The sequence below is a fragment of the Picosynechococcus sp. NKBG15041c genome (genome assembly GCF_055380235.1).
This window is the reverse complement of the sequence record NZ_AP040363.1, coordinates 765,437-787,356: the sequence shown is the minus strand read 5'-3', so window position 1 is coordinate 787,356 and position 21,920 is coordinate 765,437. Positions and strand designations below refer to the sequence as shown.

Annotated in this window: 20 protein-coding genes, 1 tRNA gene and 1 other annotated feature; of the genes, 3 read left to right on the top strand and 18 right to left on the bottom strand. The window is 48.1% G+C overall.

Features of this window, described 5'->3' with window-relative positions:
* Positions 1–19: 19 nt before the first annotated feature.
* From ACZ45B_RS03870 to ACZ45B_RS03850, 5 genes are all read right to left on the bottom strand, one after another.
* Positions 20–571 carry a reverse transcriptase family protein gene (locus ACZ45B_RS03870; protein ID WP_158505988.1) on the bottom strand — a complete coding sequence of 184 codons (552 nt, stop codon included), beginning with the start codon at positions 569–571 and terminating at the stop codon, positions 20–22.
* A gap of 230 nt (positions 572–801) precedes the next feature.
* The gene (locus ACZ45B_RS03865) at positions 802–1,836 is read right to left on the bottom strand and encodes an RNA-binding domain-containing protein (RefSeq protein WP_038027906.1); all 1,035 of its coding nucleotides are present in this window, start codon (positions 1,834–1,836) and stop codon (positions 802–804) included.
* Positions 1,837–1,852: 16 nt separating this feature from the next.
* On the bottom strand, positions 1,853–2,128 hold the full coding sequence (locus ACZ45B_RS03860) for a hypothetical protein (RefSeq protein WP_024546048.1): 276 nt from the start codon (positions 2,126–2,128) through the stop codon (positions 1,853–1,855).
* Complete coding sequence (locus ACZ45B_RS03855; RefSeq protein ID WP_024546049.1) at positions 2,118–2,414, bottom strand: BrnT family toxin; 297 nt, start codon at positions 2,412–2,414, stop codon at positions 2,118–2,120. The genes ACZ45B_RS03860 and ACZ45B_RS03855 overlap by 11 nt, the downstream gene beginning before the upstream one ends.
* Positions 2,415–2,519: 105 nt before the next feature.
* Entirely contained in the window at positions 2,520–6,509 is a 3,990-nt protein-coding gene (locus ACZ45B_RS03850; RefSeq protein WP_024546050.1) for a magnesium chelatase subunit H, read from the bottom strand.
* A gap of 376 nt (positions 6,510–6,885) precedes the next feature.
* On the opposite strand from ACZ45B_RS03850, the gene ACZ45B_RS03845 reads away from it, so the two are divergent.
* On the top strand, positions 6,886–7,473 hold the full coding sequence (locus ACZ45B_RS03845; protein WP_024546051.1) for a low-complexity tail membrane protein: 588 nt from the start codon (positions 6,886–6,888) through the stop codon (positions 7,471–7,473).
* 24 nt (positions 7,474–7,497) lie between these two features.
* On the opposite strand, the gene ACZ45B_RS03840 is transcribed toward ACZ45B_RS03845, so the two are convergent.
* Entirely contained in the window at positions 7,498–8,970 is a 1,473-nt protein-coding gene (locus tag ACZ45B_RS03840; protein ID WP_024546052.1) for a DUF3370 domain-containing protein, read from the bottom strand.
* Between the two features lie 249 nt (positions 8,971–9,219).
* Here ACZ45B_RS03840 and ACZ45B_RS03835 point away from each other — a divergent pair, with 249 nt between their 5' ends.
* Positions 9,220–10,311, top strand: coding sequence for an LptF/LptG family permease (locus tag ACZ45B_RS03835; RefSeq protein ID WP_236612464.1), 1,092 nt, complete (start codon positions 9,220–9,222; stop codon positions 10,309–10,311).
* A gap of 232 nt (positions 10,312–10,543) precedes the next feature.
* On the opposite strand, the gene tkt is transcribed toward ACZ45B_RS03835, so the two are convergent.
* The 3 genes from tkt to acpP form a co-directional block, all read right to left on the bottom strand.
* Positions 10,544–12,550 (bottom strand): transketolase, encoded by a 2,007-nt coding sequence (gene tkt / locus ACZ45B_RS03830; RefSeq protein ID WP_024546054.1) that lies wholly within the window; start codon positions 12,548–12,550, stop codon positions 10,544–10,546.
* 153 nt (positions 12,551–12,703) lie between these two features.
* On the bottom strand, positions 12,704–13,960 hold the full coding sequence (gene fabF, locus ACZ45B_RS03825; RefSeq protein WP_024546055.1) for a beta-ketoacyl-ACP synthase II: 1,257 nt from the start codon (positions 13,958–13,960) through the stop codon (positions 12,704–12,706).
* A gap of 145 nt (positions 13,961–14,105) precedes the next feature.
* Positions 14,106–14,351, bottom strand: a complete 246-nt coding sequence (gene acpP / locus ACZ45B_RS03820; RefSeq protein WP_024546056.1) for an acyl carrier protein — start codon at positions 14,349–14,351, stop codon at positions 14,106–14,108.
* 247 nt (positions 14,352–14,598) lie between these two features.
* On the opposite strand from acpP, the gene gatA reads away from it, so the two are divergent.
* Positions 14,599–16,056: an Asp-tRNA(Asn)/Glu-tRNA(Gln) amidotransferase subunit GatA gene (gene gatA, locus ACZ45B_RS03815; protein WP_024546057.1), complete on the top strand. Its 1,458-nt coding sequence runs from the start codon at positions 14,599–14,601 to the stop codon at positions 16,054–16,056.
* 175 nt (positions 16,057–16,231) lie between these two features.
* On the opposite strand, the gene rplL is transcribed toward gatA, so the two are convergent.
* From rplL to ACZ45B_RS03770, 9 genes are all read right to left on the bottom strand, one after another.
* Positions 16,232–16,618: a 50S ribosomal protein L7/L12 gene (rplL, locus tag ACZ45B_RS03810; RefSeq protein WP_024546058.1), complete on the bottom strand. Its 387-nt coding sequence runs from the start codon at positions 16,616–16,618 to the stop codon at positions 16,232–16,234.
* A gap of 91 nt (positions 16,619–16,709) precedes the next feature.
* The gene (gene rplJ, locus ACZ45B_RS03805) at positions 16,710–17,237 is read right to left on the bottom strand and encodes a 50S ribosomal protein L10 (protein ID WP_024546059.1); all 528 of its coding nucleotides are present in this window, start codon (positions 17,235–17,237) and stop codon (positions 16,710–16,712) included.
* Between the two features lie 35 nt (positions 17,238–17,272).
* Positions 17,273–17,425 (bottom strand) — a sequence feature (ribosomal protein L10 leader region).
* Positions 17,426–17,448: 23 nt separating this feature from the next.
* On the bottom strand, positions 17,449–18,165 hold the full coding sequence (rplA, locus tag ACZ45B_RS03800; protein ID WP_024546060.1) for a 50S ribosomal protein L1: 717 nt from the start codon (positions 18,163–18,165) through the stop codon (positions 17,449–17,451).
* A gap of 91 nt (positions 18,166–18,256) precedes the next feature.
* Complete coding sequence (gene rplK / locus ACZ45B_RS03795) at positions 18,257–18,682, bottom strand: 50S ribosomal protein L11 (RefSeq protein ID WP_024546061.1); 426 nt, start codon at positions 18,680–18,682, stop codon at positions 18,257–18,259.
* A gap of 2 nt (positions 18,683–18,684) precedes the next feature.
* Positions 18,685–19,287, bottom strand: coding sequence for a transcription termination/antitermination protein NusG (gene nusG, locus ACZ45B_RS03790; RefSeq protein WP_024546062.1), 603 nt, complete (start codon positions 19,285–19,287; stop codon positions 18,685–18,687).
* Between the two features lie 18 nt (positions 19,288–19,305).
* Positions 19,306–19,533, bottom strand: a complete 228-nt coding sequence (gene secE / locus ACZ45B_RS03785; protein WP_024546063.1) for a preprotein translocase subunit SecE — start codon at positions 19,531–19,533, stop codon at positions 19,306–19,308.
* A 61-nt stretch (positions 19,534–19,594) separates the two neighbouring features.
* A tRNA-Trp gene (locus ACZ45B_RS03780) sits at positions 19,595–19,667 on the bottom strand.
* Between the two features lie 95 nt (positions 19,668–19,762).
* Positions 19,763–20,125, bottom strand: a complete 363-nt coding sequence (gene rplS / locus ACZ45B_RS03775) for a 50S ribosomal protein L19 (RefSeq protein WP_024546064.1) — start codon at positions 20,123–20,125, stop codon at positions 19,763–19,765.
* Positions 20,126–20,314: 189 nt separating this feature from the next.
* Positions 20,315–21,913 (bottom strand): iron uptake porin, encoded by a 1,599-nt coding sequence (locus ACZ45B_RS03770; protein ID WP_024546065.1) that lies wholly within the window; start codon positions 21,911–21,913, stop codon positions 20,315–20,317.
* Positions 21,914–21,920 lie beyond the last annotated feature (7 nt).

Below are 21,920 nucleotides of genomic sequence, written 5' to 3'. Positions count from 1 at the left end.
ATGAGAGCTGACAAAACATCTAAGTACTTTGAAGAAAAAGTGATGTCATCAGAATACCTTGTGTAGTAAAGTCGATTTTTTTTGCAAAATATGACAATTCTTGATCAAGTTGTTGGCATATAAAGTTGGAAATTATTGGCGAAGATGGTGATCCTTGAGGTAGCTTATTTTCATGACAGCATAAGTTGGCAATTGTCGTAGCAACTTCATTTGAAAAGAAGAAAGGTTTGGCCATGAATAATCCCCTTACCCTTCCTAAATTGATTGAACCAAAGAAATCTTGGATATCTAGATTGAATATAAAAGCTTTACGACGATGACTATTTGCATTAGTAATGACATTTTTCCCAACAACATATCCGTGCACACAGGGCCTCGGATTATATTGCGTATATAGAACTTGACTAAGTTTGCGTTGAAGTGTTTTAAGAGATTTTTGGGGGATTGTTATTCTTCTACTTCCACCAGATCGCTTTGGTACGAGAAAGCTCTTATATCTATTTTTATTTCCAATACTACCAACTGCATAATAAACCAGGCAGCTATAGGACGTCCCCAATAAATCAGCCAAGTCCTTAACTGTTTGTAATGACTGAAATTTTCTAGACAGATCCTCTGTACTTTCTTCCAGTAGAACAGTAGTGTTTGGGGAGTATCGAAAAAAATTCATAATAAAAAGAGTACTTGACCTCAATATTCGACTTTTCTGCTTTGCACTACCAATAGCATTAGTGTCACTTATAAAGCCCTATATGGCTCTTAAAATCTAGCCGTCGCAGTATTCACGACAGGAATCAATATTTAAAGATCAAGTACTTGATAGATAATTCTATAGAAAATTATTTTTTTGTAAAGCAAAATATAGGTTTTATTCTTTTCATATGCCGCTTTTCGATATTTAGGATTGATTTTTAATGCCATGTTAAAAAAATGAATAGCATCTTTGTACCGTTTTACTTTTCTCAAAAAGACTCCTGTATTAATACACCACATATAATCATTAAGCCTACTGTTCACTGTTGTAATCAGCTTATGGTCATCTTCTTTAATTCCCAGAACGTTCAACGCTTTTTGGAGTTGATCTTTATCCTCAAGTTGAAATGTTGATGCATATTCTTGTCTGACAGTCTGATTACCCGGAATTAGTTTAATATATTCTTCATAATATTTTTGTGATTCAATAGATTCCCCGTAATCCCCTAGTAAACGTGCTCTCTCAAGAATTAATTTGGGACTATCAGGTTCTTTTTCAAGTTTTTCATAGTTTTCTTCTAACTTATTATTGAGTACTCTCAAATTCTTTTTCTTGAATTCTGCTCTAAACGAACCATCTTCATCTGAGAGCGTGACATTTTCTGTTCCTCGTCGAATCCAACAACGACCACTATTTGTTGTATACAAACAATCTTGTTCTTTAATCGGTTTAACAGAAAACTGGATCACATAATGCTCTTCGTATCTTTTGCCATTACTAATCAAAAGCGGATGAAAATGCAGACTAAAGCAAGAAACTGGGACTTTGGGTTTAATTTCTGTTAATTTACTATTTGTATTTCTGTCAAGCTCGTCTTTAAAAGAGTCTTCTAGCTTAATCCCTTTGATATAATGCGGTTTATTTTTTTCATCTAGAATACCTACTAGCAAGTCTCCTGAGACATTAGCATTCAAGAATGCAACTGCATACTCTTTACAATAATTCCAGAATTTCTTTCTAATTTGTTGTTGTTGATCTTTTCGTTTCGGAGCTTCAGGAGTTATCATCTTGAACTCAAGAACTGTTGACTCTGTCTCTGAAAAAATATTATTTTCGATAAATTGGAAACTAGATAAATCCATATCTTATGATTTCCAGTTATAGATCTTTTAAAGCTAACTGAATTACATCATCGCTTACACCATTACGTTTTAAGTTTGCGATTAAAGTATTCATCGAATTATTTTCTAGTTTTTCTAAATCAGAGCGTAATCCTTGCCCAATGTAAGCACGCATCAAAGGCTGATAACCAGAAAAACCCAGTAAAGGTGCGATACGCTTTAGGTCATCAATTACATCTTCTGGCATCCGCATCGTAATCGTTGTCATCGGGCGATCTTTATCCAGCCGTTTTTTAAGATCTTCAAACTTCATAAAATTCACGCTCCTGTCGCGTCGCCTTACGGGCTGAAATAATGCGAATCATTTCATCTTCCTTGTCGATATAAACCACAAACAGTAAATTCCATTTTTGATCTAAACCAATGACCGCATCACGGGCTTCCTGATTACGACTGGCATCGACAACAACCAAAAAAGGATCAAAAAAGACTCCCGCTGCTTGCTGGAAAGATACCCCATCATGCTTCAGAAAATTACTTTGTGCCTTGTCCGCATTCCAAACAAACGTAATGCCGTTTAGCGTATAGAAAATATCCATCAGTTACAGGATAACCAACACATCTTTACATCGTCAATACAAAGCTTGAGACAAAAAAAAGGCGGGACTAGCCCACCCTCTATTGATTAAATTGTCATTAATCGCTTAACCGTCGATACCTTCGATACGATCTTCAACTTCTTGATAAAGCTGTTGCAAACGCTCAAGGTTCTCATCGCTGGTTTCCCAGTACCCACGTCCATTCACTTCGAGTAAGGTGCTGACCATCCGGCGGAAAGAATTAGGGTTCAAATCCATCAGACGCTTACACATTTCTTCGTCCTTAATGAAGGTTTCGTTGGTATCTTCGTAAACCCAGTTATCCACTGCGTCCGCCGTTGCTGACCAACCCATCGTATTCACCAGACGCTTGGACAGTTCGCGCACACCTTCGTAACCGTGGGACAGCATCCCCTCATACCACTTGGGATTGAGCAGTTTTGTCCGCGCATCTAAACGCACGGTTTCCGATAGGGTACGCACCTGAGCATTGGCTGTGGTGGTATCGGCAATGTAGGCAGCGGGTTTCTTGCCGTCATCCCGCAGGGAAGCAATGACCTTGGTGGGGTCAGAGTCGAAGTAGTGGGATACATCCGTTAAGCTGATTTCCGAGGAATCAAGGTTCTGGAAGGACACATCAGCTTTCTTCAGGGCAGATTCAAATACCTTGCGGTTTTCGTCCATCACGCCGGGGTTATCGGAGTTAAAGGCGAAGGATTTCCGGTTGAGGTACATATCCTGTAACTCTTTTTCCTCTTCCCAAGAACTGTTTTCAACGGCGAGGTTGACGTTGGAGGAGTAGGAACCGGACGCATTGGAGAAGATGCGGGTCGCGGCTTGGCGGATGTTGATGCCCATTTCCTCGGCTTGTTCTAGGGCGTGTTTGCGCACATAGTTCATTTCGAGGGGTTCGTCGGCTTCGGCTGCCATTTTGACGGCTTGATCCAAAAGGTTCATTTGGTTGATGAACAGGTCACGGAATACGCCGGAACAGTTGACGACGACGTCGATGCGGGGACGACCAAGTTCTTCGAGAGGAATCAGTTCGAGTTTGTTGACGCGACCGAGGGCATCGGGGACGGGTCTTGCACCGACCATCCACATGATTTGCGCCAAGGATTCACCGTAGGTTTTGATGTTGTCGGTTCCCCACAGGACGCAGGCGATCGTTTCGGGGTAGTTGCCGCCATTGTCGAGTTTTTGTCGCTCAATCAGGCGATCGACGACGACTTTAGCGGACTGGACTGCCGCAAGGGTCGGGATCGACTGGGGATCGAGGGCGTGGATATTTTTACCTGTGGGAAGCACGTTGGGGTTGCGGATCGGATCGCCACCGGGACCGGGGAGAACGTATTCGCCTTCGAGGGCTTTGAGTAAGCCACCGAGTTCTTTGTCGGCGCAAACCTGTTCGAGACAGAATTCGAGGTAGGCAAAGAGGGGCTTGAGTAGGTCCTGATCGACGTTTTTGTAGCCTGCTTCGTGGAGGGCTTCGACCCAAGGTTCTTTTTTGCCCATGTTGAAGAAGTTGAGCTTGGAGACGAGGGAGACGCGACCTTCGGCATTGACCTGTTCCATGACGAGCGCACGAACGGCGGCACGGCAGGCTTCGGTGATCGCTTGGAGGAGTTCAACGTCTTCTAAAATCCCCTTGTCGCTGTTGCGGTAAACGTCTTCGATACTACGTCCGAGGCTCTTGGCGATGATGCTGGGTAAGCCTGTGATGCCCTCTTCTTCACGATCAAGGCTGGCAATGTTCACAAGGGTGGCGATCGCCTCTTCAGCGGTGGGGGGTTTGCCGATGACATGCAGACCACAGGGCAACAGACGGGATTCGATTTCCATCAGCTTGCGGTAGACCAAACCGACGATATTATCGCGTTCGTCTTGGGTCAATGTGCCTGCATCCTGTTCGGGGAAGGTGATGTCCTTATCGAGGTTACAGATCCGCGCCTGATCCATGATCGTGTTCACAATCTGCACACCGCGCCCGCCATCTTTTAGGGTTTGGTAGGAGGCGATCAACTCGCTCAATTCCTTCAAACCTTTGTACAGACCTGCATTTTCCGCCGGAGGAGTCAGGTAGGAAATGGTATTGGCATAACTCCGACGTTTGGCGATCGTCGCTTCTGAGGGGTTATTCGCTGCGTAGTAGTAGATGTTGGGAATGTTGCCGATCAGATTATCGGGGTAACAGTCGCCGGACATCCCCATTTGCTTACCGGGCATAAATTCCAGCGAACCGTGGGTGCCGAAGTGCAGCACCGCATCCGCGCCCCAAACCCGCTCTAGGTAGGTGTAGTACGCCGCAAAACCGTGGTGGGGGCTAGCAGAACGGGAGAACAGCAAGCGCATCGGGTCGCCTTCGTAACCAAAGGTGGGCTGCACACCGATAAACAGATTGCCGAAATGTTTGCCGTAGATCAACAGGTTTTGACCATCGCTGTTGAGATTGCCGGGGGGTTTGCCCCAGTTTTCCTCAAGGCGCGTGGAATATGGGGTTAACTGCTCATATTCCGGTACGCTCATGCGGTAGGCGATGTTGAGTTCGGGCGAGGCATATTGCGCTTGGGCATCATGGATCACGCTTTCGAGTAATTCTTTTGGCGTTTCGGGAATATCTTGGACATCGTAGCCATTATCCCGCATCCCTTTCATCACTTCATGGATCGAACCAAAGACATCGAGGTAAGCGGCTGTCCCAATGTTTCCTTTGTCGGGGGGGAAACTGAAAATCGTGATCGCCAGTTTCTTATCAAGCTTGGGTTTCTTGCGCAAATTCGTCCACTTCAGCGCACGGGTGGCGATCGCCTCGACCCGATCCTGTAACGTAATCGCGCGGCCCGTCATGCCATCGCGACCCGAGAGAATAATCGGCTCGATCGCCCCATCTAGTTCAGGAATAGCAATCTGAAGCGCTACTTGGATCGGGTGCAGACCGAGATCACTTTCTTCCCATTCCTCCGTGGTTTGGAACACCAGGGGCAGAGCCACCATGTAGGGACGATTCAGTTTTTTCAAAGATTCGATCGCCTTTGGATGATCCTGACGGGCGGGACCACCGACGAGGGCAAACCCAGTCAAGGAGACTACCGTATCAACGAGCGGTAACTTTTCTACACCCGCCACCGTGTTATCCCAGAAAAATTCATCCACAGGTTTCGAGAAGTCCAACCCCCCCGCAAAAATGGGAATCACCCGAGCGCCGCGATACTCAAACTCCTGCAACATCGCCACATAGTGCGCATCATCTCCTGTCACGAGGTGCGTCCGCTGCAGCACCAGGCCAATACAGGGAGCCAGCGGATCTTTTAAATCTTCACCAATATCTTCACGGTTGTTGTACCACTGCAAATATTCCTTCGTATCCTCGAACATTTTCGGTGCGAGGGGATGCCAAATACCCATGTCAGGATAGACGACTGGCTCTTCATAGTCGCGCTGACCCAACTGACCCTTGAGGATGTATTTGTCAGTCATCATCAACAGGAAGTTTTCGAGGTTGTCAGAAGAACCGCCTAGCCAATACTGGAAGGACAACATAAAGTTGCGAGCATCCTGGGCTTTCTCTACAGGCAGATATTTCAGAACCTTCGGCAAGGTGCGCAGCAGCTTCAACATTGCATCTTGGAAAGAAGCGCCGGATTTTTCCTTACGCTTCTTCATAAATTCGCCGATCGCACTCTTGGACTGGCCCAGCTGTGCCATGGAGAAGGTTCCCATCTTGTTCAGGCGCATCACCTCTGGCATCGAGGGGAAGACAATTGCCGCGTCGAGATTATCCCGGTGAGGGGTCACTGCTTCAACGACTTTTTGGGCAAGATCTTCAATAAAAATTAGTGACGCAATAAATAAATTTGCTTGGGAAACATCCTGCTTAAACTCGGCATAGTTATCAGGGTCCCGTAGTTCTTCGATCAAATAGCCGCTAATTTCGATCGCAATCTTTGGATGGTTTGCGTTAATCGTCTTCACCGCAGCCGAGAGCGCACTCTGATACTGGGATTCCAACACGACATAGACCACCTTCACTAACGTGCGATTATTGATGTCATCTGGTGTGATGCGACGAATGGCGGACTTGACGTTAGTGAACATAAATGGTGAGTCTCCTTTACTTGGACAAGCAGATGGATATTAAAAAATGTATAACTATTTCACAGCTCATCATCACATTATATGAAGCGCGAGACGCTGTATGACAGTGAGCAAGCCAAAGGCACATAAAGAGTTTTAGCAAAAAATCTTGGCCAGCCCCGGAAGCAGCAGTGATTCTGACACAATTTGATAAACCAAACTTAATTTTTCGTTATATTCCTTGACATTTACGTCATAACTTTAAAAGAAGAGAGTTAGGCGATCGCCCCCGCTGGAGAATCTTTACTTATCTATGGTCGCCATGGGATATTCAGGGCATTATGGCGTTATAAATTTCGTGAGCTGATTAGTAAGCTAGGCAGTCGGGGTCGGAAAAATGTTGTTTGAACCTTACTTTTGGTTACATATCGCGGGACTGGCACTCCTCCCTTTGGTCTGGGCTCTCTTGGCGATCGCCTTGGCCGTTGGTATTCCCTTTCCCGTTGCAAACCTAGAGTTGGGCCTAATCATTCTTTTGGGGGGGATGCCAGTGTGGATCCTGCAAATTTTACGGCCCTGGCAACCCTTTGGTCTGGCATTTTTGCAAATTCCCCCAGAGCAGCTTGATGAGCGGCAGCGACAAATCCTCCGCCTCGTCCAGGGGACAAGGCAGCCTGTCTTTAATGTGCTTGGGGCGATCGCCATGGTCATTTTGCTGTGGCAAGTGGCTCACTACGCCCCCTTGGCGATTGGTGTAGCGGCGATGCTTCCCCAGTGGCACATCCTGGGTTTTGGGGCGGCAATTGTGCTGTTTTTCTTTAGCAATGTACTATTTCAAATTCCCCTCACTCTTTTACCTGCATTGCTGATTTCTGAAAAAACAGTCCAAGAAATTGACCCCCATCCAACCGTGAGTATCCGCCGGGATTTTGCCTGTTGGGGTTTCCCCCTAGGACAGTTGTTTCCGCCCCGACGCTTGCCTTGAACTTATGTTTAAACCAAAGAACTATTATTCTGTGGTCGGGAATGTTTCCACCGTGATGACCTGCGGTGGGGTTGCATCAGGGGGATAGAAAAAGTCGATTTCTGCGGTGCGTCGCGTCCCTGCGGGAATCTCGATAACGGCTAATGGCTCTGCTTGCTGGCCTCGATTTTGCACAAGGTGAATGTAACGGGTCGTTTCACGGCGGTATTCATCCGGGTAGGTGATACGCACTGTGCCCCGATAGAAGATCCGGTCTGGGGGCGTTTCAAAAAATGTCAGGCGATCGTTATGGAGATCATCCTTGATCGGCGTCTGAAAAATCAACGCTGTACGCTGGGTTTGATCCGTAGGATTTTCTAAAGGAAAAGTCAGCTTGTAGTTCACCAAATAGTTGCCATGGCCTTGGAGTGCTGTGTCTGGATAACGGGTCAGCATTGTTGCACTTTGAATTTGATCGGTACCAAAAGTTCCTGTGGTGGTGGTGCTAATCGGAAAAGAGATAGCAGATCCTGCTGCGGGGATCTTTAAAGTATCGGCATCGGGATCTGTCACCGTCGCTTCCCATTGATTTCCCTCAGAAATACCTGCAACCCGGCCATAAACAATACGGCTGGGATCCCTGGTTGGCACTGGAGGGATATCACGGGGGGCAGCCAGTCGTCCTTGGGTCAGCAGCGATCGCCATTCATTGAGATTGGGGGGACGTGAGCGAGTTGTTTTTCCTTCAACAATGGCGCCCCGCTCATTGATGCGGGTAACCAGTGCTTCTTCGCGGACTTCATACTTCGCCAAATTTGCAAGATAAACATTGCCATCGGTCTCTACCTGGAGGTAAGTAGAACGGGCGCCACTGGCCGGAATTGGCAATGTCGCTAGAACGACGGTGCTATAGGGAGGAATCCGCAGGACTGAGGGGAATTGAGTTTGATTTTTTCCTCGAAGGACATCACTGACCAGGCGAGAACCAGGGCCAGAAAAAACATGGCCATGGGGGTCGTTGACTAGGGGCAACAACTCCCGAAACGGTGCATCTTGACTGTTGAGATAACTGATGCCCTGAAGGACTCTCAAGGTGCGGGTCGTACCCGTGGGATTATTAACCAATAAGCCTTGATAGAGGGTCCGTGGTTCTCCGGCGGGTCGAGAAATATGGTGGGTAAAAATATCAAAGCGGCCTTCTAGGGGCGTATCGAGGTGAGCGATCGCCTGGGCTTTCCCTGATTTCGGGAAAGTCGATAATAAAATCCCTTCTTGGGCAATGACCTCGGGGCTATTGCTATTGAAGACGGGCACCTGGTTCAAACTTCCCGGTAACGGGCGAATTTCTTGATATTCCGTGATGATTGGGGCGGGCGATCGCTCCAGGGGAGATTGACGATCTTCCCCCAGTCTCGGGGCTTGGTGAGGGAGTAATTGTTCCGTTGGCCTGTTCTCCTGGGCCACCAATAATGGGGCAGACTCTTGGGCAATTAGCAAGGAAGCAAACAGGTCAAACATAAACTCTATCAAAAAAATAAAATTTGAAATAAACCGAAGGGCAATGGCACTGAATCACAATTAAGGCTTAGAGTTCCCGATTATAGAGAAGATCCGCCATAAATCAGTGGCCCCAATTTCAACCAAAGACTCAGCTTGTTTGGCATGATGGGCTATGGACAAAGATGCAGCCCATTTTTTCTGCTTCACTCAGACTAGACTACAATGTCGAGAAATTTAAGGGTATTTTCACTGTTAGATCGCTATATTATGGCGCAACTCGTGGGGCCTTTCCTGTTTGGGTTAGGAATTTTCACGAGTCTCGGCCTCACCATTGGGGTTCTTTTTGAGGTACTACGAAATGTCGTTGCCAACGAAATCACTTGGGCGATCGCCTTCCAGATCTTAGCGCTTCGCTTACCCGAATTTCTGGTTTTAGGCTTACCCATGGCGACCCTTTTAGGGACCCTCACTGCCTACAGCAACCTTTCCTCTTTTAGTGAAATTATTGCCCTCCGGAGTGCCGGGGTCTCACCTCTGCGCCTGATGCTGCCTGGTCTGATTCTCGGTCTTTTGATTACAGGGTTCACCTTTAGCCTAAACGACTGGATTGTTCCTGGCACACTCAGACAAGCAACCAAGATCACCGAAATTGCGAAGGGGGAGGCAAGCAGTGACTACCAAGAGAAAAATATTATTTATCCTGAATATCAACGTCTCCAAGGTGACACCGGAAATCGAGAAATTTTGAAAACCCTTTTTTATGCCGAGAATTTTGACGGCAAACAAATGAACAACCTCACAATTCTCGATCGAGCTACCACAGACACCCAACGAATTATCACCGCCCTTGCTGCCCAGTGGAACCCAGCCCAAGAAGGGTGGCAAATGCGTGAGGGTAGTATCTATCAGATTGCCGCAAATGGCTCCTTTAGTGACATCGAAAAGTTCGAAACAAGTTTCTTTAAACTTTCTGATGCGCCCCTTGTGTTGGCGACCCAGTGTCAACAGCCCAATGAAATGACCCTACCTGTGATTGATCTGTGCCTCGAAAGCTTGCGATTAAGTCGCAACGAACGGCGTATCCGTACCCTCCAGGTGAAAAAACAAGAAAAATTCTCTGTGCCATTTGTCTGCATTGTCTTCGCGATGGTGGGTAGTGCCATTGGCCTCCGTCCCCAAAATTCTAGTCGAGCTACCAGCGTTGGCCTTTCTGTCGCCATTGTATTTGCCTATTACATGATTTCTGTAATTTCCAGTTCCATCGGGGTTTGGGGTACGGTTACGCCATTTTTAGGAGCTTGGTTTCCAAACATTCTGGGTTTGGTGGCGGCGGGAACCATTATTTGGCGTACGGGCTAAGTGGCTTTTGATAGGCTTTACTTTGTTCGACATAATTGTTGTGGCAAGGATGAATTTTTTGCGTAGGGGTCATCATGCCACTGGAGATCAAAGTGAAAGCCTTGGAAAAATTAAATTGTCCGTTTCATTGCATGACCTGTAATGGATGCCCTGGGAATAAAAAAAGAGGCAGATTTATACTCTGCCTCTAATCAACTAATCAATTTACGTCAGATAATAACCAGACTTGGCTTTAGCCCAAAACTGTCTTGGCAGTGTTAACAACGTTCTCGACGGTGAAGCCGAATTCTTTCATGACGACGTCACCAGGGGCAGAGGCACCATAAGTGTCGATCCCAATTACGGCCCCTTCAAAGCCAACGTACTTGTACCAGCACATGGTGTGACCGGCTTCAACGGCCACCCGCTTGGTGACAGATTTTGGTAGTACGGATTCTTGGTAAGCGGCATCTTGTTCTTCAAAACGCTCCACACAGGGCATAGAAACGACGCGGACCTTTCTACCAGCAGCGCGCAATTCCTTCGCCGCCTCTACACAGAGATGCACTTCACTGCCGGTACCGATCAAGATGATATCGGGAGTGCCTTCGCTGTCAGAGAGGACATAACCACCCTTTTCTGCATTGGCGATCGAACTGCCTTCGAGGTTGGGTAAACCTTGGCGGGTGAGGGCCAGGAGAGTCGGCGTTTTTGCACTTTCTACTGCCACTTTGTAAGCGCCAGAGGTTTCATTGGTATCGGCGGGACGATACACATAGAGGTTCGGCATTGCTCGCAGGGAAGCGACATGCTCGATCGGTTGGTGGGTCGGGCCATCTTCCCCAAGGGCGATGGAATCGTGGGTCATCACCCAAATCACCCGGGTTTCAGACAGGGCAGACAGACGAATGGAATTCCGCATGTAGTCGGAGAACACCAAGAAAGTTGCGCCGTAGGGAATCAGACCAGTGCCGTGGAGAGCCATCCCGTTACAGATAGCACCCATGGCATGTTCCCGCACACCGAAGTGGACGTTACGGTTTTCATAAGCGCCTTTTTGGAAATCGCCGGAAACATGAATTTCCGTCAGGTTGGAGTGGGTCAAATCAGCCGAACCACCGATCAGCTCGGGCAGTACCGGGGCGATCGCATTGAGGGTGATTTCAGAATGCTTCCGGGTGGCAAGACCCTTGTCAGCGGGGGTAGCGGTGGGGAGAACATCAGCCCAGTTAGCGGGGGGCTTACCGGAGAGCATCCGCTCTAATTCGGTAGCTTCTGCGGCATATTTGGTTTTGTAGGTGGCCCAAACTTGGTTCCACTCCGCTTCGGCACTGGCACCACGGTCAACAGCTTTGCGGAAGTGGCTCAGGGCTTCTTCCGGTACTTCAAAGGGGCCATAGTTCCAGTCGAGGGCCTTGCGGGTCAGTTCAATTTCATCAGTCCCCAGGGCTGCACCGTGAACACCAGCGGTATCAGCTTTGTTGGGGGAACCATAACCGATGGTGGTCGTGATTTTAATTAGAGAAGGTTTGTCGGTTACTGCCTTTGCTGCTTCGATAGCTTTGGCGATCGCCTCGATGTCATTGTTGCCATCTTCCACATGGAGCACATGCCAACCGTAGGACTCATAGCGCTTGCACACATCTTCGGTGAAAGCGATATCAGTGGAACCATCAATGGAGATGTGGTTGTCATCGTAGAGGGCGATCAACTTCCCAAGACCCCAGTGGCCAGCAATGGAAGCCGCTTCCCCAGAAATCCCTTCCATGTTGCAGCCATCCCCCATGATCACATAGGTATAATGGTCAAACAAAGTTGCATCGGGTTTGTTGAAACGGGCAGCCAGGTGCGCTTCAGCGAGAGCCAAGCCAACAGCGTTAGCAATCCCTTGACCGAGGGGGCCAGTGGTAACTTCGACACCGGGAGTAACGAAGTTTTCGGGGTGGCCAGGGGTGTTGGACTTCCACTGACGGAACTGTTTAATATCATCGAGGCTAACACTGTCATAGCCTGCCAAATACATCAAGGCGTATTGCAGCATGGAACCATGACCCGCCGACAGCACAAAGCGATCACGGTTAACCCAGTGGGGATTTTTGGGATTAAAGCGCATGAACTTATCCCAGAGGGTGTAAGCCATGGGAGCCGCGCCCATCGGGAGACCGGGGTGACCAGACTTTGCCTTTTCGACGCCATCGATCGCCAAAAAGCGAATCGCATTAATACAGAGTTGATCTACGGATTGGGTTGCAACGGTCATAGTGAAAGTTTCTGACAGTAAACGACAAATAAAGAAAAACTATAGGGAGTTATTAGACGGTCTTAGGAGAACAAGCCGTCCTCCTCAAAATCCCCCCCATCATCCCACTGTTAGGATCCCTGGGCAAGAATGATTCTGTCAAATCGCTAACATTTATTCGGGGCGATATTTCCGAAAGGCAAGGGTGACATTGTGGCCGCCAAAACCGAAAGAATTAGACAGGGCAACTTCAACTAAATGCGCCCGGCTCTCATTGGCCACATAGTCCAAATCACAACCTTCCTGGGGGTTTTCCAGATTAATTGTTGGGGGGACGCGGTCGTTGGCGATCGCCATCACCGTAGCCACCGCTTCGATGCCACCGGAACCACCCAGGAGATGACCTGTCATCGATTTGGTCGAGCTAACGAGAATTTTGTAAGCCTGATCACCGAGGGCTTTTTTGATCGCCTTGGTTTCGGTAATGTCATTGGCTGGGGTACTGGTGCCGTGGGCATTGACATAGCTCACCTGATTGGGCGCTAGACCCGCATCCTTGAGGGCTAGTTCGATTGCCCGGGTCGCTCCAGCCCCATCGGGGGTCGGCGCTGTCATGTGGTAGGCATCACAGGTCATGCCATAGCCGACGATTTCGCCGTAGATCTTCGCGCCTCGGGCTAAGGCATGTTCTAATTCTTCGAGGATCAAAATACCCGCTCCTTCACCCATTACAAAACCATCCCGGTCTTGATCGAAGGGACGACAGGCATGCTTGGGATCGTCATTGCGAGTCGAAAGGGCCCGAGCTGAGGCAAACCCAGCAAAACTTAGGGGGGTAATCGCTGCTTCTGTACCACCGGAGATCATGGCTTTAGCATAGCCCTGTTGCACGAGCCGAAATGCCTCTCCGACAGCATTAGAACCAGCAGCACAGGCCGTCACCGTACAGCTATTTGGTCCCTGGGCACCGGTGTGGATCGCCGTCAAACCCGCCGCCATATTGGCGATCATCATGGGGATCATAAAGGGGCTACAACGGCTTGGGCCTTTTTCTAAATAAATTTCCTGCTGGTCTTCCATGACCTTGATGCCACCGACCCCTGTCCCAATTATCACACCGATATCTGGCGCATTTTCTGGATTGATTTCTAATCCCGCATCAGCCAGGGCCTGCTTGCTGGCAGCCACGGCAAATTGGGAAAATCGATCCATCCGTTTGGCTTCTTTTTTGGGAATAAAATCCAGCGGATCAAAGCCTTTGACTTCACCAGCAATGCGACAAGTGTGCTGAGAAGCATCAAAGGCGGTCACAACATCAATCCCATTGCGACCGGTCATGAGTCCTTCCCAATACTCTTGTAGGGTATTGCCAATCGGGGTGATCGCACCTAAACCGGTGATTACAACGCGATACGGGGATGAGTTTGCCATGGCTGATGTAAGTGTTTTTGCAGTGGGGGAAAAAGGTTGGGCGTCCGGGGGAAGCAATGATTGTAAAAACTAGCGAGAAAGCCGCGATAACTGTAAAAAGTTCGCAGCTCTAAAGGTCACGGTTCAGTTGGTGAGATCGAAAGAATTAATTTTGACCCGTTTTCTCAGCAATGATGTTAACTGCTTCTCCCACCGTAGTGATTTTTTCAGCGACATCATCGGGAATATCGATATCGAACTCTTCTTCAAAAGCCATGACCAGCTCAACTGTATCAAGGGAATCAGCGTCAAGGTCACTGATAAAATTTGAGTCGGCGGTTACGGCGTCAGCATCGACATCTAGCTGATCAACGATGATGTTTTTAATTTTGTCGAAAATTTCCTGGTTCATTGATGATTCCTAAAAAGTCTACCGGAGCGATTCTCACATTTTGTTTAAGAATATGAGCGCTCATAAATTTAGCATTTTGTTGTGCTGACTAAAAACAGATTTATTAAATTAACATAAGCTGGAATTTATTGTATCGGATGGGGGTTCCCTTCCGGGGCGATCGCCTGAAAATTATTTTGGGGGGTGATTGTCAGGGAGGAAGGCAAGTAGATAAACTGATTGGGGTATTTCAGAGAATATATAAAGCATGTCAGCCATCCGCACGCTACACCAACAACTCATCACAAAGGAACGTTCTGCTGTTGAAATTTTGACGGCAACCTTTGCCCATATCGAAGCGGTGGAACCTAAGGTTAAGGCCTTTTTGACATTGACTAAAGATCAGGCTCTAACCCAAGCGGCGCAGGTGGATGAAAAAATTGCGCGGGGGGAAACCATTGGCCTCCTGGAAGGAATTCCAATCGCAATTAAAGACAATCTCTGTACCAAAGGCATTCAGACCACCTGTGCATCACGGATTCTTGAAGGTTTTGTGCCCACCTACGAATCGACGGTAACCCAGAAGCTCCGGGAAGCAGGGGCGATTATGGTCGGTAAAACAAATCTTGATGAGTTCGCCATGGGTAGCTCTACAGAAAATTCTGGCTACCAAGTAACAGGCAATCCCTGGGATGTGACCAGGGTTCCAGGGGGCTCTTCTGGGGGATCGGCGGCAGCAGTGGCGGCAGGGGAAGCGCCGATCGCCCTGGGTTCGGATACGGGGGGCTCTATTCGTCAGCCAGCCTCTTTGTGCGGTGTTGTGGGTTTGAAGCCAACCTATGGCCTTGTTTCTCGCTTTGGTCTGGTGGCCTATGCTTCTTCGCTAGATCAGATTGGCCCCTTTGCCCGCACCGTAGAGGATACGGCAATTTTGTTGGAGGCGATCGCCGGCTATGATCCGAAAGATTCCACTAGCTTAGATGTCGAAATTCCCCAGTATAGCCAACTGCTCCAGACGGACCTACCTAAGGATAAACCCCTAAAAATTGGCATTATCCAGGAAACCTTTGGGGAAGGTCTTGAGCCAGAAGTGGCGGCGGCAGTCCAACAGGCGATCGCCCAATTTCAAGCCCTAGGCGTTGAAATTGAAACCATCTCCTGTCCCCGATTCCGCTATGGCCTGCCCGCCTACTACATCATTGCTCCCTCCGAAGCCTCGGCAAACCTCGCCCGCTACGATGCAGTGAAATACGGGCGCCGTAGTGATTCTGCCAATAACCTGGTGGATATGTATACCCAAACCCGGGCAGCAGGCTTTGGTCCTGAGGTAAAACGGCGGATCATGCTAGGGACTTATACCCTCTCCGCCGGCTATTACGATGCCTATTACCTCAAAGCTCAAAAGGTGCGAACTTTAATCAAAGAAGATTTTGACAATGCCTTTGCAAAAGTTGACCTCCTTATCTGCCCCACTTCCCCCAGCACTGCCTTTAAAGCTGGCGAAAAAACAGATGATCCCCTCAGCATGTACCTATCTGACCTGATGACAATCCCCGTTAATCTCGCTGGCCTGCCGGCCTTGAGCCTGCCTTGTGGTTTTGATACCCAAGGGCTACCCATCGGGATGCAACTTATTGGCAATGTACTTAGAGAAGATCTCCTACTCCAGGCAGCTTATGCCTACGAACAAGCAACCGAATGGCATAAACAACAACCCAAACTTTAATTTTGCCCTTGTAGAACAGAACAAGTCATTAGAGAACTAATCCCCTTGCCCCTAGTGGTATAGGGGATTTTTACTGCAACAATTGCGCTTAAAAAAAGAAGCGAACAGAAAACTCTGTTCGCCAATAAAATTAAAAAAAATTTAGTTTAGTTAGCCATCAGCCAACTGAAGAAAGTTACTTGACGCTTGCTTTTGCACCAGCTTCTTCGAGTTGCTTCTTAACAGCTTCAGCATCTTCTTTGCCAGTGCCTTCTTTGATGGGCTTGGGCGCAGATTCAACCATTTCTTTAGCTTCTTTCAGACCGAGGCCGGTGATGCCACGAACAACCTTAAGAACAGCAATTTTCTTGTCAGCAGGAACTTCTTCGAGAATAACGTCAAATTCAGTTTTCTCTTCAGCTTCCTCAGCAGCAGCGGCAGCAGGAGCAGCCATCATCATGCCACCAACGGGAGCAGCGGCACTTACACCAAAAGCTTCTTCAATTTGCTTAACAAGGTCAGCAGCTTCGAGTAGGGTCAGAGATTTTAGCTTCTCCAAGATTTCGTCAGTATTAGCAGACATTTAATCTATCTCCTTAGTGAATAAAATTTACGTTTAGAACAACGAAAATAGTCAGGCCGCAGTCAAAGTTATCATCATGCGACGCTCAAACTTAAGCTGCTTCTTTTTCGGAAACAGCCTTGATGGATCTGGCCAAAGAACCAGGCACTTCGTTGATGCCGATGGCGATTTTGGCAGTAACCGCGTTGATTGCACCGGCAATTTGACCATAGAGTTGGTCTTTGGTCGGCAAATCACCCAGGGCTTCGATCTGGTCGCTGGTTAAGGCTTGTCCTTCCATAACGCCGCCACGAAGTTCTGTTTTCTTCGTTGCTTTGCGGAATTCTTTATAAGCTTTAACGGCGGAGGCAACATCTTCACCCGCGATTAAAAACGCAGACGAATCTTTCAAGAAAGATTGCACCGGCTGCCATGTTTCGTCACCGTCAACGGCAATATGCATCAGCGTATTTTTCGCAATTTTGCAATATGCCCCAGCGGGACGAAGGCGGTTTCGGAGATCGGTGATCTCTGAAACGGTCAGTCCTTTGTAATCAATCACAAAAGTCAGTTGTGCATCCTTCAGCAAATCTTTGATCTCAGCGACCAGCTCTTGCTTTTCGGCTAGCGATTTTCCCATTCTGTTCTCACCTCCTTTTTGGGGAAAGGTTATTAGTAGGGACAAAAAATAGACCCCAGCGGGAATGCCAGGGTCACGCTTTCTTTCCAATAAAATTTGGAAAAACTTGTTAGGTCTTGTAGCGTGTTACCTCGGCAGGATGTTTAAGCGATCGCCCCTGCTGTCTCTGGCATAAGTACAAATCTATTTTTTTGTCTGGCCTAAGGAAGGCTTAGGCTTTTTCTTCGATAGAAAGATCCCGGAGGGCATTAATGTCCACTTGGATTGAAGGTCCCATGGAAGCAGAGACATAAATACTCCGCCAGTAACGACCCTTGGCACCAGAGGGACGGTTCCGGTCGATGGTTTCTTGAAGAGCCTTCAAGTTTACCAGAAGATCTTCCGCCGCGAAAGAGGATTTTCCAAAAAGTACGTGGACAATCCCAGCGCGGTCAGCCCGGAACTCCTGTTTCCCAGCTTTAAACTCGGCGATCGCCGCAGCCACATCAGTGGTTACCGTACCACCTTTGGGCGAAGGCATCAGACCACGGGGGCCAAGTTGACGACCTAGGCGGGCAATCTTCGGCATCATATCAGGGGTAGCAATCAGGACCTCAAAATCCATCATGCCCTTTTGAATATCCTCGATCAGCTCTTCAGAACCAACCAAATCAGCGCCAGATTCCTGTGCAACTTTCACCTGTTCACCACTGGTGATGACCGCTACCCGGACAGACTGGCCCGTCCCTTTCGGAAAACCAACCGTAGTCCGTAACTGCTGATCGGTATATTTCGGGTCAATGCCCAAACGAATGTGTGCTTCTGCCGTTTCATCAAATTTTGCAGTAGCCGTTTCTTTGAGAAGCTTTAACGCCTCTAGAGGCTCATAGGCTCTGTCTTCAACTTTTTCAAGAGCCTCGCGCAGCCGACGAGATAATTTTTTTGCCATATTTACTCCTTGGGTTCCTAGCGAGACACGCGCCTCTCCCCAAACATAAAGATCAAAAACTTAACTGTTAAATTCCAGTCCAAACCAAAAACTAGTCTGTAACCGTCACACCCATGTTGCGCGCAGTACCTTCAACAATTTTCATTGCTGCTTCGATATCGTTCGCATTCAAATCAGGCATTTTGGTTTGGGCAATTTCCTGGAGCTGGGCCCGGGTAATCGAACCTGCTTTTTGCTTATTCGGCTGGGCAGAACCTCTTTCAACACCGGCTGCTTTGCGGATAAGTACGGAAGCAGGGGGTGTTTTGAGAATGAAAGTGAAGCTCCGGTCTTCATAGACCGAAATTTCCACAGGAATGATCATGCCTGCCTGGTCAGAAGTCTTGGCGTTGTACTCCTTACAGAAAGCCATGATATTCACACCATGTTGACCCAAGGCCGGACCAACAGGGGGTGCAGGGTTTGCTTTGCCCGCAGGCAAAGCCAATTTAATTACCGTAACAACTTTTTTTGCCATTGCTAGCTCTGTTTTTCCACTTGATTAAATTCAAGTTCTACTGGCGTATCTCGACCAAAGATCGACAATAGAGCTTTCAGTTTGCTGCGCTCAGGGCTGACTTCGATGATTTCGCCTTCAAAATCTTTGAAGGGCCCCGAAAGGACAAGGATTTTATCACCGATAGTCATATCGACTTTAACGGTCGGTTCGACGACCTGAGCCTGTTTAAAGATACGCTCTACCTCAGACCGATTGAGAGGCATGGGCTTAACATGTCCCCGGCCTCTGCCATAACTACGCTTCTGTTCTGCACCAACAAAGTTGATTACATGGGGCGTATTTTTGATAACCTGCCAAGCTTCATCATCGAGGTTCATCTGAATCAAAACATAACCCGGAAAAACCTTTTCTTCGCCATGTTGCCGACTGCCATCTTTGCGGATTTTCACCGTTGGCGTCTGGGGGATTTGCACTTGGAAGATTCGATCCGCCACATCAAGGGTATGGATACGTTGTTCGAGGTTTGCTTTGACTCTTTTTTCGCACCCAGATGCAACTTGGACAGCATACCAGCGTGGCTTCGGCCCTGTTTGCGTTTCTGTGTATTCTTCTGAATGTTCCATAAAAAGTTAAAGAGTCTGTTAAAACACGGCGCCTGAAACAAAAACAAAAATGTTGTCTACGACGTAAACGATAGTCGCAACAAGGATCACCATCAAAATAACAGCGGCGGACTCACTAATAAGCTGCTGGCGAGATGGCCAGACAACTTTAGCAAGCTCTTCTTTTGTTTCATTTGCGTATTTTGTAACGTCAAAACCTTCTGGCTTGTTGACTTCAGTGTCGACTATCTTCTTTGTTTTGGCCACAATCAGAAACTCCTCCCAGAGCTACTGCAATACTTCAACTAAAGTTTAATCTATATTGAAACGCGCCCTGGAGGACTCGAACCCCCGACATCAGGTTTTGGAGACCTGCGTTCTACCAACTGAACTAAGGACGCTCATGGGCTTACGCTTAATAAGCCTTAGCAATCTTAGCACAGGTGGCCGGCTTTATGCAAAACATTTTGGGTGAATCAAATGCATTACGGTGGGCCTAAATCGGGCGATCGAAGCGCTGTTTGATGCGGGTTGCCTTACCTACGCGATCGCGCAAGTAATAAAGCTTGGCCCGACGGACTCTACCCCGACGGATAACCTTGATGTTGTCGACCAAGGGAGAGTGAAGCAGGAAGACCCGCTCTACGCCAACTCCTTGGAAGATCTTACGCACGGTGATGGTTTCGTTAATCCCACCATTGCGCATCGCGATCACGGTGCCTTCATAGGGCTGAACCCGCTCTTTTGTCCCTTCTTTGATTTTAACTCCGACTCGAACGGTATCGCCCACGTGGATGATCGGCAGATCACCCTTGAGCTGTTCCGCTTCGATGGAGCGAATAATTGCTTCTGCGTTCATGGTTTTTCAAAAAACTCACAATTTACTAGTATATGGACAATACAACCTAAAGTCAAAATAAACGCAAGTTTCCCAATGGACTCGCCGATAATAGAAAAAAGTGAGCCAAATTTTGGCCCACTTTAAACAATAATTTCTTAAGTTTAGATTTGCCTTAAGTGAAAGAATCAGACTTGAAATTCAGTTTTTTTAGAAACTGAAGGTAGTCCGTACAGTCCCCACAACAATGGTGTCATTAGCATCATCTTGGTTGGGGTTCCAAAGAACATAAGCACCAGGGGTAATGGTGATGTTGTTGTTGACTTTGTAACGGTATTGCAGTTCAGCAAGATAGGTGCTGTCACTGCCGTCAAAGGTAATCGGACCACCACCAAAATCAATATCAGCTTCAGTCAGTTTGGGGGGTTGACCAAAGATGAAGCCCAGGGTGTTACCTTCGCCGCCGACATCAAGTAGAGCGGCGTTAACAGCCCAGTTCCAAACATCAGCGTTACCGGTGACAACAGGATCTTTGAGATCAGCATTGGTGTAGCCGACCCAGCCACCAAGGTTGAATTTTTCACCGATCAACCAGCTACCTTGTAAGCCGAAGTTATTGGAAGAAGCAGCAAAACCAAAAGGATCTGCAGCAAAATCACTACCAGTGCTACCGCTCAGGTTGACATCGCCACCCTGTTGGTAGCGACGGGTATAAACGGCAGACAGCATGATGTTGTCAGAGGGAGCAAAATCGAGCTGAGCACCCGCAGTGTAGTTGCCATTGAACAGGCCATTCTTCGAGACAGGGCTGCTAGCACCACCATCATCCGCAAGGTAAGCTGCGGAGAAGGTAACTCTTTCACCAAGATCGAAGTTAAAACCAGCACCAGCACCATCGGGGCCACGGTAGATGGGGTTAAAACGACCGAAACGAGAGAGGGCACCATTACCGCTGCTCTCAAAATATGGGTTGGTTACATCAAATATGTCATCAAGACCTAGGCCAACGGCACCGACATAGGCAGTGATGTTGTCACCTACAGGGAAGCGGTAGAACAATTTCCCAATTTCAACATCATTACCGTTGTTAGTGTCAAAGCCGAGACGGGCTGCATCTACACCAGTTGCACGGTCTAAGCGAGTGATATTGCCGGCTTCAAGACGAGTGCGGAGGCGATCGCGACCAGTGAAGCTAGTGTCTAGGTTCAGACGAACACGATTGCTGAATGTGAACTCATCATCGATTGGGCCAGGACCATCAGCTCTGCTATCGCCAAAAGCGCCACCAAGGTTGAAGATAACTTCCCCATTCAGTTTGGTGGTGGTGGAGAACTGGTTGTCTTCAAGGAACTCAACACGGCCATCAAGGTCATCAACACGAGCGCCGAGGGTAGCTAGTTCTGCTTCAAATTCGTTGAGCAGACGACGGAGGGCTGCGAGATCTTCTTGGGTTACTTCACCGCCACCTTCGAGCATCCGTTCGATCTGCTGCAAACAAGCATTCAGACCTGCGGCGAACTCATAACGGCTGAGGGGGCGAGTGCCACGGAAAGTACCATCAGGATAACCAACGATACAGTTGTAGTTTTCAACCAAGTTGCGGAGCGCGTCAAAAGCCCAATCGGAAGGGGAAACGTCGCTGAGCTGGAAAACGCTGTTGACCTGAGCAACGGAGTTATCAGTGCTGTATTGACTGATCTGGTCGAGGACGGCTTGGTTTTCTTCGGCGATCGCTGCGCCAGAAAAAGCAACAGTTGCACCGAGAGCAACGGTTGCACCACTGAGAAGATTTCTCATTGCTTTAGACATAATTTTC